Below are 12,805 nucleotides of genomic sequence, written 5' to 3' on the forward strand. Positions count from 1 at the left end.
GGCGGCCGTCGGCGGCTGTCCGGGCGTCATGGAGGAGCAGGATGAAGATTTATGCGGTGGGCGGCGCGATCCGCGACGAACTGCTCGGCATGCCGGTGCAGGATCGCGACTACGTGGTGGTGGGCGCGACGCCCGAGCAACTGGCGGCGCAGGGCTACCGGCCGGTCGGCAAGGATTTCCCGGTGTTCCTGCATCCGCGCACGCACGAGGAATACGCGCTGGCGCGCACCGAGCGCAAGACGGCGGCCGGCTATCACGGCTTCCAGTTCCATTTCGCACCCGATGTGACGCTGGAGGAGGATCTCGGCCGGCGCGACCTGACGGTCAACGCGATGGCGCGCGAGGTCAGCCCGGACGGCACGCTGACCGGCGAGGTCGTCGATCCGTTCGACGGCCGCGCCGATCTGGCCGCGAAGCTGTTCCGCCATGTCGGGCCGGCGTTCGTCGAGGACCCGGTGCGAATCCTGCGCGTTGCGCGCTTCGCGGCCCGCTTCGCCGATTTCACCGTCGCGCCCGATACCGTCGCCTTGATGCGCGCGATGGTGGCGGCCGGCGAGGTCGATGCGCTGGTGCCCGAGCGGGTGTGGCAGGAAGTGGCGCGCGGGCTGATGGAGGCGAAGCCGTCGCGGATGTTCGCGGTGCTGCGCGAATGCGGCGCGCTCGAACGCATTCTGCCCGAGGTGGACGCGCTGTTCGGCGTGCCGCAGCGCGCCGACTATCACCCCGAGGTCGATACCGGCGTGCACGTGATGATGGTGGTCGATTACGCGGCCAAGCACGGCTATTCGCTGCCGGTGCGCTTCGCCGCGCTGACGCACGATCTCGGCAAGGCCACCACGCCGGAGCATGTGCTGCCGCGCCATATCGGACACGAAGGGCGCAGCGTCGATCTGCTCAGGCCGCTGTGCGACCGGCTGCGCGTGCCGAACGAGTGTCGCGATCTGGCGCTGCTGGTGGCGCGCGAGCACGGCAATCTGCATCAGGTGATGGGGATGGGCGCAGCGGCGCTGGTGCGCCTGCTCGAACGCGCCGACGCGCTGCGCAAGCCGGCGCGCTTCGCCGAGATGCTGCAGGCCTGCGAATCGGATGCGCGCGGCCGGCTCGGGCTGGAGGCGCAGCCGTATCCGCAGGCCGAACGGCTGCGGCGCGCGCTGGTGGCGGCGCGGGCCGTGGATGCCGGACAGGTGGCGGCCGGCATGAAGGGCAACCCGGAAGGGATCAAGGACGCGGTGCACCGTGCGCGGGTGGCGGCGGTGGCGGGGGAACTGGGAGTGGGCGAAGAGGCGTGACGCCGAGGCCAGGCCGGGCAGCGCCCGGCTGCTGCCCAACCTGCGGCCCAACCTGCGGCCCAAAACAAAACCGGCGCGGGCAGCCCAGGCTGCCCGCGCCGGCGGTCATTTCAGCGAATCGGATTCAGCGAACCGGCGCCGAGACGCGGCCGTCCGGGCCGTACAGGCCCGCGCGCGGCGGTTGCGCGCGCAGCACCTGCAGGGTGCGCTCGTTGTAGTCCATGCGGATGCGGATCAGCATGCCGTTGTTCAGATTGGCGTGACGCACGCGCTCGGTGGCGTCGCGCAGCAGGCGCCAGCGGCTCGCGACGCTCGGGTCGCGCTCCGAGGCGGCGTCGATGCCGGCGCGGCCGGCCGGATAGCCGAGAGCCACGAGCTGGGTGTCGCGCAGCTTTTCCAGCGTGGCGAGGCGTTCGACCAACTCGGTCTTGCGCTCGATGATGCCGGGCAGCGCTTCGGCCGGCGACGCCGCCGTCAACGCCTGTTGCTCGTAGGCGAGCAGCGACGCGAAAGCCTCGACCGTCGCGTGTTCGTCGTTGATCGTCGCCAACAGTGCTTCTTTCATTGCGTCTCGCTCAAAACGCCGACGTGCGGACCATCCGCGCGCCGATTGCCGTCGCCCACCGCCGGCCGGTCAGCCGAGCTGGGGCGGCGTGCGCAACAGTTCGCTCGCCGTCTGCAGGATGCCGTCGGCGATCTTGCCGGTGTCGATCGACAGCGAACCGTTGCTGATCGCGTCGCGGATCGACTGGACTTTCGCGGTGTCGATGTCGGACGAGCCGGACGCCGCGAGGGATTGCAGGTTGGTCGACAGGGACGACAGGTTCACGTTGGCGTCGCTGCTGGCGGAGGCCGTGTCGGTCGCGGCGGACGCGGCCGGAGCGGCGGCGCTGGCCTGCGTGCGCGACGAAGCGGCGTCGGTGGACGCCGGGCGGACATTGGAGGCGGAGGAGGAATCGATTTTCACGATGGGCTTTCCTGAACGATTTGAGCGAGATAACGGCATCGCAGGGCCGAACTTTAGCGCTCGATCCTCAGTAAAGGCTTTCAGAAACAAAACTTTGCAATCTTTCCGGCTGCCTCGGCCGAGCCGCCATCATAAAGGAATCTCGACCGTCCCCGAGTCCTTCACCACCCCCATCACGATCTGCCCCTCGGCCATCCGCACCCGCACCTGCTGACCTGGCCCCGCATTGTTCAGCACACTGCCTTCCGACGAAATCGAAAACCCATGACCCGCCACCACCACGCGCACGGTCTGGCCGATGCTGACCGCCGAGGCGCTGCGCAGCATGTCCTGGCGCAGCGGCAGCCCGAGTGCCACGCGCATCAGGGCGGTGCCGCCGACTGCCTGTGACGGATCGGTGACGATCGCCAGCGGCAGCATGGTCAGGTCGCCGTCGCGCGGCGTCAGGTCGGCCGCCGTCAGCACGTCGCCGGGCGCCAGCGCGCGGGCGGCCACGTAATAGGTGCCCTGCACCGTGATCTTCGATTGCAGGAACAGCGTCCACGGTTTCGCACCGGCGCAGCGCACGCCGACCGTGGTGCGGCCCCACAGACGCGCGCCGGGCGGCAGAAACGGTTCGAGCGTCGTGCAGGCCGCCAGCCCGCGCGGGAACGCCGGCGAGACGGTGACGGTCGCCTTGCCGGGCAGGCCGGCGGTCTGCTGGCGCAGGAACGCGAGCGCGGCCTGGCGGATCGCCTCCGGGTCCTGCTGGCCGTCGGCGACCGGCGCGGCCGGTGCTGCGGCTTGCGGCGCGGCCCCGGTTTCGGCGGGTGAGACCGGTACGGCGGACGGGTGTGCCGACACGCGCAGGATGCCCGGCCGGGCATAACGCATCGCGTTCGTGGCGGGCGGCGCGTCCTGCGCGACCACCGGGGCGACCTGCTGCGCGCGGGCGGCGGCCGACGGGGCCGGCGCGGCGGGCGCGCGATAGACGGCGGGCTGGTAACCGGATTTGACCGAGGCAGGGGCCGGCGCAGCGGGGGCCGCCGGGGCGGTTTGCAGCGCGGAGGCCGCCGCCGCGCGACGGGCGGCAGCGATGCCGGCGGCATAACCGGCCGCGTAACCGGCCTGAGCGTTCGGCGCGGCCGATTGAGTGGCCGATTGAGCGGCGGCCGGGCTCGCCTGCGGCATGGCGGCGCGGTTGTCGGGATACAACGGCGGCTCGGCCATCGGCGCCGTGGCGGCTGCGCGCATCGCGGCGTTGCCGCCCGTCACCACGCCGGTCGCGGCGTTCGGATCGCCGCTCAATACGATGTCGTGCGACGGCGCGCCGCCCGAGGCGGCGCTGCCGCCGCCGTAAGCGTTGCGCAAGTCGGCCGAACTGTAGGCGTTCAGGCTCGACGGGCCGCGCGGCGCCGGGTTGGCGATGCCGTGCGCGGTGGCGTTCGACAGCGCCGCTTCGGCCGATTCGCCGCGGCCCGGGATCACGATCATCCCGTCGCCGCCGGCCGTCTGGGCCAGCGCGGCGGCCGGCAGCAACACGGCCAGGCCGAGCGCGGCCGCCATGCGGCGTGCGGCGCGTACGCCGAATCCGCGCACACGGCCAGATGCTGTCGCCATCGCCGCCTCCTGAAAACCGTTGGTACGGATCGCATTCTAGGGAGACGGTCCATCCGACAAACGATGAATAGAGGGGGGCTTTGCCGGTTATTCGTCCGATTGCCGCTTGCGTCTCGCGCCTACGATGCATGTCATCGAAAAGCGTCTCTGTGCCTGCCGCGTCCTGCGCGTCGTGGCGACGGGACGCCGCCCCGCTTCCGATGGAGGAATGCCCGATGCTGGACAAACTCGATTCCGAATTCGCGTTCAACCGCCAGGCGCTCGACGTGCGCGCGTACCGGCAGGAACTGCTGTCGTCGAACATTGCCAATGCCGACACGCCGGGCTATCAGGCCCGCGACGTCAATTTCGGCGCGGCGCTGGGCCGCGCGCTGTCGCACCAGAGCGGCCAGACCGGCGCGGACAACGCGTCGCGGCTGCCGATGACGCAACCGGCCGGCGTGACGAGCGGCATGACGCTGGTGTCCACCGAGGCCGGCCACATGAGCGGCAAGACCACCCTGAGCGCCACCGGCGGCCCGAGCGACGACTACGGCCGCGTGTCGTACCGCATCCCGCGCCAGCCGTCGCTGGACGGCAACACGGTGGATCTCGACGCGGAACGCGTGCAGTTCGCCGACAACACCATTCATTACCAGGCCGGGATGACGGCGGTCACCGGCCAGATCAAGGCGATGCTCGCCGCGATCCAGTCGGGCAGCTAACCCGCCGCCCGTCACCCAAGCCGCACACGAGGAACTCCCATGCCTTCGCTGATGAATATCTTCGACGTCGCCGGTTCGGCGATGTCCGCCGAATCCCAGCGCCTGAACGTGACCGCATCGAACCTGGCGAACGCGGACAGCGTGACCGGCCCGGACGGCAAGCCGTACCGCGCCAAGCAGGTGGTGTTCGAGACCCAGCCGATCGGCGGCGCGCGCACCGGCTCGGGGCAGGGCGTGGGCGGCGTGCAGGTCAAGCAGGTGATCGACGATCCGACGCCGATGAAGACCAGCTACGACCCGTCGAACCCGACGGCCGACGCGAACGGCTACGTGACGCTGCCGAACGTCGACCCGGTGCAGGAAATGGTGAACATGATCTCGGCCTCGCGCTCGTACCAGGCCAACGTCGAGACGCTGAACACCGCCAAGCAATTGATGTTGAAGACTTTAACGATCGGCACCTGAAGGCCGACGCTCTCCGCGTAATCCCGTAACTGACATAGCGATCCGCGAGCGCATTCGCGAAAGGCAACCCGGACATGAGTACCCCCATCAGCGGCAGCGGCACGACCGTCACGAACACGCCGACCGACACCATGAACGCCAACTCGACGGGCACGTCGGCGGCGGATCTGCAACAGACGTTCCTGACGCTGCTGGTCACCCAGTTGCAGAACCAGGACCCGACGAGCCCGGTCGACAGCTCGCAGATGACCTCGCAGCTCGCGCAGATCAACACGGTGAGCGGCATCGCCCAGCTCAATTCGTCGCTGACCTCGCTGTCGTCGCAGATCACGGCCGGCCAGTCGACCCAGGCCGCCCTGCTGGTCGGCTCCAACGTGCTCGCCCCGGGCAGCACGCTGAACGTGTCCGGCGGCGCCACCACGGCGTTCGGCGTGCAACTGACGACCGCGGCCTCGAACCTGACCATCACGGTCAAGGATTCGACCGGCAAGGTGGTCAACACCGTCAACGAAGGCGCGCAGTCGGCCGGCACGGTGCCGCTGACCTGGACGCCGACCGATTCGACCGGCGCGCCGCTGGCCGATGGCGCCTACACGATCAGCGCGACGTACACGGATTCGACCGGCGCCACCGCCAACGCCACCACCATGACGGTGGCCCAGGTGCAGGGCGTGGTTCGCCAGGCCGACGGCTCGGCAGGCCTGGCGCTGTCGAACGGCTCGACCGTCGGCCTGTCCGACATCGGCGCGATTTTCCCGTCGGCGTCGTCCTCGGCTTCGAGCGGTTCGGGTTCCGGCTCCAGCGGCTCGGATTCGTCGAAAGACTCGAACGCTTCTTCCTAATCGATTGATCCGGCCACAGGCCGACGGAGACCAACATGGGTTACCAACAGGGTTTGAGCGGTTTGCAAGGTGCGTCGAACGATCTCGACGTGATCGGCAACAACATCGCCAACGCGAACACGGTCGGCTTCAAGGCCGCCACGGCGCAGTTTTCGGATTTGTACGCGAACTCGGTGTCGACCGCGGTTGCGAACGGCATCGGTATCGGCACGCAGCTCGCGGCCGTCGCGCAGGTGTTCCAGCAGGGCTCGCTGACGAGCACGCAGAACCCGCTCGACATGGCGATCTCGGGCAACGGCTTCTTCCAGGTCAGCAGCAACGGCACCACCACCTACACGCGTGACGGCGAGTTCCACGCCGATGCGAACGGCAACATCGTCAACTCGGCCGGCGCGAACCTGATGGGCTACGGCGTGAACGCCGACGGCACCATCAACACCGCCTCGCTGAAGCCGCTGTCGGCGCCGCAGGGCAACATCTCCCCGCAGGCGTCCACCGCGATCACGGGCCAGTTCAACCTGAGCCAGACCGACACGACGCAAACCACCACGCCGTTCAACTACACCGATTCGACCAGCTACACGCTGCGCCAGCCGGTGCAAACGTACGATTCGCTCGGCAACCAGCAGAACGTCAACCTGTACTTCGTGAAGTCGACCACCACGGGCACCTGGGAGGTGTACGCGGGCGCCGACAACACCACGCCGACCGACATCGGTTCGATGACGTTCGACAGCTCGGGCAAGCTGGTCAGCTCGACCAGCGCCGCCACCGGCGCGGCCACCACCTCGCTCGGCAAGTTCTCGCTGAGCGTGCCGAACAGCACCGGCGCAGTGACGCCGCAGGCGATCTCGCTGGACCTGTCGACCTCGACGCAGTTCTCGACCAGCAAGAGCGCCTCGTCGAACCTGGTGGCCGACGGCTTCCCGACCGGCTCGCTGACCTCGTACTCGGTCGGCACGGACGGCACCGTCAGCGGCATCTACTCGAACGGCAAGACGATGACGCTGGGCCAGGTGGTGGTGGTCAACTTCAACAACCCGAACGGGCTGACCAGCGTCGGCGGCAACCAGTACATCCAGACGACCGCCTCGGGCGTGCCGCAGATCGGCGTGGCGGGCACCACCAACCACGGCTCGCTGAAGGGCGGCACGACGGAAGCGTCGACCACCGACCTGACCGGCGAACTGGTGAACCTGATCACGGCGCAACGCGATTACCAGGCGAACGCGCAGACGATCAAGACCCAGCAGACCGTCGATCAGACGCTGATCAACCTGTAACGCGCGGCGCGCGATTTCCTGACGGACGACCATGGACCGACTGATTTATACAGCGATGACGGGCGCGGGCCAGGCCCTCGACCAGCAGTCCACGATCGCGAACAACCTCGCGAACACGTCGACGACGGGCTTTCGCGCGCAACTCGCGACCTACCGGGCCGTGCCGATGAATTTCGGCGAGGCCAGCAACCCGGATACCACCCGCACCTTCGTGCTCAGCTCGACGCCGGGCGCCGACTACTCGGCCGGCCCCATCACGCGCACCGGCAATCCGCTGGACGTGGCGGTGGAAGGCCCGGGCTGGCTGTCGGTGCTGGCCAAGGACGGCAGCGAGGCCTACACGCGCGCCGGCAACCTGCACGTGGACGAGAACGGCCAGCTGGTGAACGCCTCGAACCTGCCGGTGCTCGGCCAGGGCGGCCCGATCGCCGTGCCGCCGAACGCCAAGGTGACGATCGGCGTGGACGGCACAGTGTCGGTGCTGGCCGCCGGCGACCCGCCGCAGGCCGTGGCGATGGTCGATCAGCTCAAGCTGGTCAACCCGGACCCGAACACCATGACGCGCGGCGACGACGGCCTGTTCCGCACCAGCGACGGCAATCCGGCCGATCCCGACCCGACCGTGCAGGTGGCGGCGGAATCGCTCGAAGGCAGCAACGTCAATCCGGTCAGCGCGATGGTGTCGATGCTCGACAACGCGCGGGCCTTCCAGTTGCAGACGAACCTGATCAAGAGCGCCGACCAGAACGAACAGTCGGCCAACCAGATCCTCACTTTCAGCTGAACGCGGCGTCTCCAGGAGAATCACAGTGAACCGCTCTCTTTACATCGCCGCGACCGGCATGAATGCGCAGCAGGCGCAGATGGACGTGATCTCGAACAACCTCGCGAACGTGAGCACCAACGGCTTCAAGGGCTCGCGCGCAGTGTTCGAGGATCTGCTGTATCAAACCGTGCGTCAGCCCGGTGCGAACTCGACCCAGCAGACCGAACTGCCGTCGGGCCTGCAGCTCGGCACCGGCGTGCAGCAGGTCGCCACCGAGCGTCTCTATACGCAGGGCAACCTGCAGCAAACCGGCAACTCGCGCGACGTCGCGATCAACGGCCAGGGCTTCTTCCAGGTCCTGATGCCGGACGGCACCAACGCCTACACGCGCGACGGCTCGTTCCACACCAACGCGCAGGGCCAGCTCGTCACGTCGAGCGGCTATCAGGTGCTGCCGGGCATCACGGTGCCGCAGACGGCCACCTCGATCACGATCGGCTCGGACGGCGTGGTCACGGTCACGCAGCCGGGCAATGCCACCTCGACGCAGATCGGCGCGATGCAGGTCGCGACCTTCATCAACCCGGAAGGCCTGCAGGCGCTCGGCCAGAACCTGTTCGCCGAAACCTCGTCGTCGGGCGTGCCGAACGTCACGACGCCGGGCCTGAACGGCGCCGGTTCGCTGAACCAGGGCTATGTGGAATCCTCGAACGTGAACGTGGTGCAGGAACTGGTCAACATGATCCAGACCCAACGCGCCTACGAGATCAACAGCAAGGCCGTGACGACGTCCGACCAGATGCTGCAGACCGTCACGCAGATGAAGAGTTAACGAGCACGGCAGGTTGTCATGAAGCAGGTTCGCCCTTTCCGTTTTGCCGCACTCGCCGTCCTGGCCGTGTGTACCGGCTGTGCGCAGATTCCGCACCCGCCGCTCACGCAACAGCCGATGACGGCGGTGCCGCCCGTGCCGCCGCAGATGCAGGCCCCCGGCTCGATCTTCAACCCGGGTTACGCGGGCCGGCCGCTGTTCGAGGATCAGCGGCCGCGCAACGTGGGCGACATCCTGACCATCATGATTGCCGAGAACGTAAACGCCACCAAGTCGTCGGGCGCCAACGCCAACCGCGGCGGCAGCACCGACTTCAACGTGCCGACCGCCGGCTTCATGGGCGGCCTGTTCAACAAGGCGAACCTGTCGGCCACCGGCAGCAACAAGTTCACCGCGACGGGCGGCGCGACCGCCGCCAACACGTTCAGCGGCACGATCACCGTGACCGTCACCAACGTGCTGCCGAACGGCAACCTGATGGTCAGCGGCGAGAAGCAGATGCTGATCAACCAGGGCAACGAATACGTGCGCTTCTCGGGCGTGGTCAATCCCACCTCGATTTCGGGTGCCAACTCGGTGTTCTCGACCCAGGTGGCCGACGCGCGCATCGAATACTCGGCGAAGGGCTACATCAACGAAGCTGAAACGATGGGCTGGCTGCAGCGTTTCTTCCTCAACGTCGCGCCGTGGTGACCCCGATGCCCCGCCGTTCCAACCTCCGTTTTTCATCCCAGCCGCGCGCCCCGCGCCTGGCGCGCCTGCCTTATCTGGCCTGGCTCGCGCTGGTGGCGCTGGCCTGCGCGATGCTGCTGCTGCCGGCTCGGCCGGCGCATGCCGAACGCCTCAAGGATCTGGTGCAGATCCAGGGCGTGCGCGACAACCCGCTGATCGGCTATGGCCTGGTGGTGGGCCTCGACGGCACGGGCGACCAGACCACCCAGACGCCGTTCACCACGCAGACGCTCGCGAACATGCTCGCGAACCTCGGCATCTCGATCAACAACGGCACCTCGACGGGCGGCGCGGCCTCGCTGTCGAACCTCCAGCTCAAGAACGTTGCGGCCGTGATGGTGACCGGCACGCTGCCGCCGTTCGCGCGGCCGGGCGAGGCGATCGACGTAACCGTATCGTCGCTCGGCAACGCCAAGAGCCTGCGCGGCGGCACGCTGCTGCTGACGCCGCTGAAGGGCGCGGACGGCCAGGTGTACGCGCTGGCGCAGGGCAACATGGCGGTGGGCGGCGCGGGCGCGAGCGCCAACGGCAGCCGCGTGCAGGTCAACCAGCTCGCGGCCGGCCGCATCGCCAGCGGCGCGATCGTCGAGCGCTCGGTGCCGAACGCGCTGGCGCAGATGAACGGCATGCTGCAACTGCAACTGAACGACATGGATTACGGCACCGCCGAGCGCATCGTCACGGCGGTCAATTCGAGCTTCGGCCCCGGCATCGCCACCGCGCTCGACGGCCGCACGATTCAACTGACCGCGCCGTCCGATCCGGCGCAGCAGGTGGCGTTCATGGCCCGCCTGCAGAGCCTCGAGGTCAGCCCCGATCGCGCGGCCGCCAAGGTCATCCTCAACGCGCGCACCGGCTCGATCGTGATGAACCAGATGGTCACGCTGCAAAGCTGCGCGGTCGCGCACGGCAATCTGTCGGTGGTGGTCAACACGCAACCGGTGGTGTCGCAGCCGGGCGCGTTCTCGAATGGACAAACCGTGGTGGCGCAGCAGTCGCAGATCCAGCTCAAGCAGGATAACGGCGCGCTGCGCATGGTGACCGCCGGCGCGAATCTCGCCGACGTGGTCAAGGCGCTGAACTCGCTCGGCGCGACACCGGCCGACCTGATGTCGATCCTGCAGGCCATGAAGGCCGCCGGCTCGCTGCGGGCCGACCTGGAGATCATCTGATGGCCAATCTTCCGAATGCCAATTCCGCCGACCTGACCCAGCGCTTCGCGCTCGACCTGCAGGGCTTCGACGCGATGCGCCAGCAGGCGAACGCGTCGCCCGGCACCGGGCTCAAGCAGGTCGCCACCCAGTTCGACGCGATGTTCGCGCAGATGATGCTCAAGAGCATGCGCGATGCCACGCCGCAGGACGGCGTGTTCGACTCGAACACCTCGAAGCTCTACACCTCGATGCTCGACCAGCAGCTCTCGCAGCAGATGGCCAAGCACGGCATCGGCGTGGCCGACGCGCTGATGAAGCAACTGATGCGCAACGAGAACCTCGGCGGCGCGCAGGGCGGTGCGGCCGGCGGCGCGGCGGGCGCGGGCGGCATGAGCGCCGCGATGAACGCGATGGGCGACGACGAGGGCGGCCTCGCGGGCAGCAATGCGCTGGCGCAGGCGCTGGCCAGCGCGCGCGCCAACAACCATTTCGGCGGCAACGGCTATTCGGCCGAGAGCGCGCTGACGCCGCCCGTCAAGGGCAATGGCGCGTCGCCGGATCAGGACCATTTCGTCGGCAAGGTGGCCGATGCGGCGCAGGCGGCCAGCGCCGCCACCGGCATTCCGGCGCGCTTCATCGTCGGCCAGGCCGCGCTCGAATCGGGCTGGGGCAAGCGCGAGATTCGCGGCCGCGACGGCCAGTCGAGCTACAACGTGTTCGGCATCAAGGCGACCAAGAACTGGACCGGGCGCACCGTGTCGGCCGTCACGACCGAATACGTGAACGGCCAGCCGCATCGCGTGGTGGCGCAGTTCCGTGCCTACGATTCGTACCAGCACGCGATGACCGACTACGCCACGATGCTGAAGAGCAACCCGCGTTACGCCGGGGTGCTGAACACGGCGAGCACGCCGGAAGGCTTTGCGAACGGCATGCAGCGCGCCGGTTATGCGACCGACCCGCACTACGCCAAAAAATTGATCTCGATATTGCGTCAAATCGTGTAAAGCGCGCAACGTGCTGGCGCTTTATGTCGCGGTACGCAACGTGAACGCACAAATGACCGAGGGTTAACCCTTAATTTATTGGTAATTCGGCAACATTTTCTACGCGTTTTCAGGTATATCTCCTGTTGAATTTACTTTTAGCCAAAGAATTACGAACGATTTCGATCTACACTCTGCGCTGACGCTGCGGGCCGTTCGAGGTCCGCGTCGAGCAAGCCGCGGCCGTGCATGCCGCCGGCACTCCGTGCGACCGGGCAAGCCGGCGCCAGGCAGAAGATGACATCCGGCAAGCCAACACCATGAACACCGAAGCACAGACCGCCACGTCGGAGGACGACGATTCCCTTCCCGATTACGGACGTCGCAACCCGCTCGAAATTGGCGTGCAGTTGCGCAACCTCCTGAATCGCGGGGATTTCCTCACGGTCCGCTATGCGGGCGGGCAGCTCGTCACGCGCATTCTCGCCGTCGATGTGCGCGGCGGCGCGTTCACGTTCGACTGGGGCGCACTCGAAGCGCAGAACGCCCAGTTGCTGGCCGCCAAGCGCGGCGCGTTCGAGGCGCTGCCCGACGGCGTGCGCGTGGAGTTCTCGATCGGCACGCCCACCCAGGTCGATTACGAGGGCCGCCCGGCGTTTCTCGCGGCGTTCCCGGAAGTGCTGTATTTCGTGCAGCGCCGCGAGTATTTCCGCGTCGATGCGCCGATGCTCGACCCGTACATCGCGCGCGGCACGCTGCCCGACGGCGATTCGTTCACGTTCGAGATCGACAACATCTCGCTCGGCGGCATCGGCCTGCGCACCACCGACGAACGCGCGGCCGCGCTCGATCCGGGCGTGACGCTGCCGGACGTCGAACTGAGCCTGGCCACGCACGGCAAGCTGTCGCTCGATCTGCAACTGGTGTCGATGCGCAGCATCGACGTGCCGAACGGGGTGCGCCGCTATCAGGCGGGCTTCCGTTTCGCGTCGCTGCCGGGCGCTGCCGAGAACACGCTGCAACGTCTGATCACGCAACTCGAAGTCAAGCGCCGCCAGCTCGCCCGGGGCTGACGCACGCCGCTTTCCGGCCCGAGGGCCGCCGCCGAAATTCGCGCGCGCGGCCTCAATTTCCGCCGGCTGCGGCCGTTATACCGGGTGTCCCTTTCCCGGAGGCCGTGCGCGGC

Annotated in this window: 14 protein-coding genes; 11 read left to right on the forward strand and 3 right to left on the reverse strand. The window is 68.0% G+C overall.

Features of this window, described 5'->3' with window-relative positions; genetic code table 11:
• Positions 1–41 precede the first annotated feature (41 nt).
• Positions 42–1,289, forward strand: a complete 1,248-nt coding sequence (locus tag AB4851_RS17150) for a multifunctional CCA addition/repair protein (RefSeq protein ID WP_414450794.1) — start codon at positions 42–44, stop codon at positions 1,287–1,289.
• Positions 1,290–1,413: 124 nt separating this feature from the next.
• On the opposite strand, the gene AB4851_RS17155 is transcribed toward AB4851_RS17150, so the two are convergent.
• The 3 genes from AB4851_RS17155 to flgA form a co-directional block, all read right to left on the reverse strand.
• Positions 1,414–1,854: a flagella synthesis protein FlgN gene (locus AB4851_RS17155; protein WP_414443348.1), complete on the reverse strand. Its 441-nt coding sequence runs from the start codon at positions 1,852–1,854 to the stop codon at positions 1,414–1,416.
• 69 nt (positions 1,855–1,923) lie between these two features.
• Positions 1,924–2,256: a flagellar biosynthesis anti-sigma factor FlgM gene (gene flgM, locus AB4851_RS17160; RefSeq protein ID WP_414450795.1), complete on the reverse strand. Its 333-nt coding sequence runs from the start codon at positions 2,254–2,256 to the stop codon at positions 1,924–1,926.
• Between the two features lie 129 nt (positions 2,257–2,385).
• Positions 2,386–3,855, reverse strand: coding sequence for a flagellar basal body P-ring formation chaperone FlgA (gene flgA / locus AB4851_RS17165; protein ID WP_414450796.1), 1,470 nt, complete (start codon positions 3,853–3,855; stop codon positions 2,386–2,388).
• Between the two features lie 215 nt (positions 3,856–4,070).
• Here flgA and flgB point away from each other — a divergent pair, with 215 nt between their 5' ends.
• The 10 genes from flgB to AB4851_RS17215 all read left to right on the forward strand — a co-directional run bounded on the left by flgB (position 4,071) and on the right by AB4851_RS17215 (position 12,692).
• Positions 4,071–4,559, forward strand: a complete 489-nt coding sequence (gene flgB / locus AB4851_RS17170) for a flagellar basal body rod protein FlgB (protein ID WP_414450797.1) — start codon at positions 4,071–4,073, stop codon at positions 4,557–4,559.
• Positions 4,560–4,598: 39 nt separating this feature from the next.
• Entirely contained in the window at positions 4,599–5,024 is a 426-nt protein-coding gene (gene flgC / locus AB4851_RS17175) for a flagellar basal body rod protein FlgC (protein WP_414443344.1), read from the forward strand.
• A 74-nt stretch (positions 5,025–5,098) separates the two neighbouring features.
• The gene (locus AB4851_RS17180) at positions 5,099–5,866 is read left to right on the forward strand and encodes a flagellar hook assembly protein FlgD (RefSeq protein ID WP_414443343.1); all 768 of its coding nucleotides are present in this window, start codon (positions 5,099–5,101) and stop codon (positions 5,864–5,866) included.
• Between the two features lie 35 nt (positions 5,867–5,901).
• Positions 5,902–7,149 (forward strand): flagellar hook protein FlgE, encoded by a 1,248-nt coding sequence (flgE, locus tag AB4851_RS17185; RefSeq protein WP_414450798.1) that lies wholly within the window; start codon positions 5,902–5,904, stop codon positions 7,147–7,149.
• A 31-nt stretch (positions 7,150–7,180) separates the two neighbouring features.
• Positions 7,181–7,933, forward strand: a complete 753-nt coding sequence (gene flgF, locus AB4851_RS17190; protein WP_414443341.1) for a flagellar basal-body rod protein FlgF — start codon at positions 7,181–7,183, stop codon at positions 7,931–7,933.
• Between the two features lie 25 nt (positions 7,934–7,958).
• On the forward strand, positions 7,959–8,747 hold the full coding sequence (gene flgG, locus AB4851_RS17195) for a flagellar basal-body rod protein FlgG (protein ID WP_414443340.1): 789 nt from the start codon (positions 7,959–7,961) through the stop codon (positions 8,745–8,747).
• Positions 8,748–8,765: 18 nt separating this feature from the next.
• Positions 8,766–9,440, forward strand: coding sequence for a flagellar basal body L-ring protein FlgH (gene flgH / locus AB4851_RS17200; RefSeq protein WP_414443339.1), 675 nt, complete (start codon positions 8,766–8,768; stop codon positions 9,438–9,440).
• Positions 9,441–9,445: 5 nt separating this feature from the next.
• Positions 9,446–10,651 carry a flagellar basal body P-ring protein FlgI gene (locus tag AB4851_RS17205; protein WP_414450799.1) on the forward strand — a complete coding sequence of 402 codons (1,206 nt, stop codon included), beginning with the start codon at positions 9,446–9,448 and terminating at the stop codon, positions 10,649–10,651.
• Positions 10,651–11,640, forward strand: a complete 990-nt coding sequence (gene flgJ / locus AB4851_RS17210; protein ID WP_414443337.1) for a flagellar assembly peptidoglycan hydrolase FlgJ — start codon at positions 10,651–10,653, stop codon at positions 11,638–11,640. The genes AB4851_RS17205 and flgJ overlap by 1 nt, the downstream gene beginning before the upstream one ends.
• Positions 11,641–11,939: 299 nt before the next feature.
• The gene (locus AB4851_RS17215) at positions 11,940–12,692 is read left to right on the forward strand and encodes a flagellar brake protein (protein WP_414450800.1); all 753 of its coding nucleotides are present in this window, start codon (positions 11,940–11,942) and stop codon (positions 12,690–12,692) included.
• The last annotated feature ends 113 nt before the right edge of the window (positions 12,693–12,805 follow it).

It is taken from the genome of Burkholderia sp. 22PA0099 (assembly GCF_047497165.1).
GTDB lineage: Bacteria > Pseudomonadota > Gammaproteobacteria > Burkholderiales > Burkholderiaceae > Burkholderia.

Bases quoted from the DNA above. Each gene is read 5' to 3' on its own strand.
- AB4851_RS17150 (WP_414450794.1), top strand. From the start codon at position 42: ATGAAGATTTATGCGGTGGGCGGCGCGATCCGCGACGAACTGCTCGGC.
- AB4851_RS17155 (WP_414443348.1), bottom strand. From the start codon at position 1,854: ATGAAAGAAGCACTGTTGGCGACGATCAACGACGAACACGCGACGGTC.
- flgA (WP_414450796.1), bottom strand. From the start codon at position 3,855: ATGGCGACAGCATCTGGCCGTGTGCGCGGATTCGGCGTACGCGCCGCA.
- flgB (WP_414450797.1), top strand. From the start codon at position 4,071: ATGCTGGACAAACTCGATTCCGAATTCGCGTTCAACCGCCAGGCGCTC.
- flgC (WP_414443344.1), top strand. From the start codon at position 4,599: ATGCCTTCGCTGATGAATATCTTCGACGTCGCCGGTTCGGCGATGTCC.
- AB4851_RS17180 (WP_414443343.1), top strand. From the start codon at position 5,099: ATGAGTACCCCCATCAGCGGCAGCGGCACGACCGTCACGAACACGCCG.
- flgE (WP_414450798.1), top strand. From the start codon at position 5,902: ATGGGTTACCAACAGGGTTTGAGCGGTTTGCAAGGTGCGTCGAACGAT.
- flgF (WP_414443341.1), top strand. From the start codon at position 7,181: ATGGACCGACTGATTTATACAGCGATGACGGGCGCGGGCCAGGCCCTC.
- flgH (WP_414443339.1), top strand. From the start codon at position 8,766: ATGAAGCAGGTTCGCCCTTTCCGTTTTGCCGCACTCGCCGTCCTGGCC.
- AB4851_RS17205 (WP_414450799.1), top strand. From the start codon at position 9,446: ATGCCCCGCCGTTCCAACCTCCGTTTTTCATCCCAGCCGCGCGCCCCG.
- flgJ (WP_414443337.1), top strand. From the start codon at position 10,651: ATGGCCAATCTTCCGAATGCCAATTCCGCCGACCTGACCCAGCGCTTC.
- AB4851_RS17215 (WP_414450800.1), top strand. From the start codon at position 11,940: ATGAACACCGAAGCACAGACCGCCACGTCGGAGGACGACGATTCCCTT.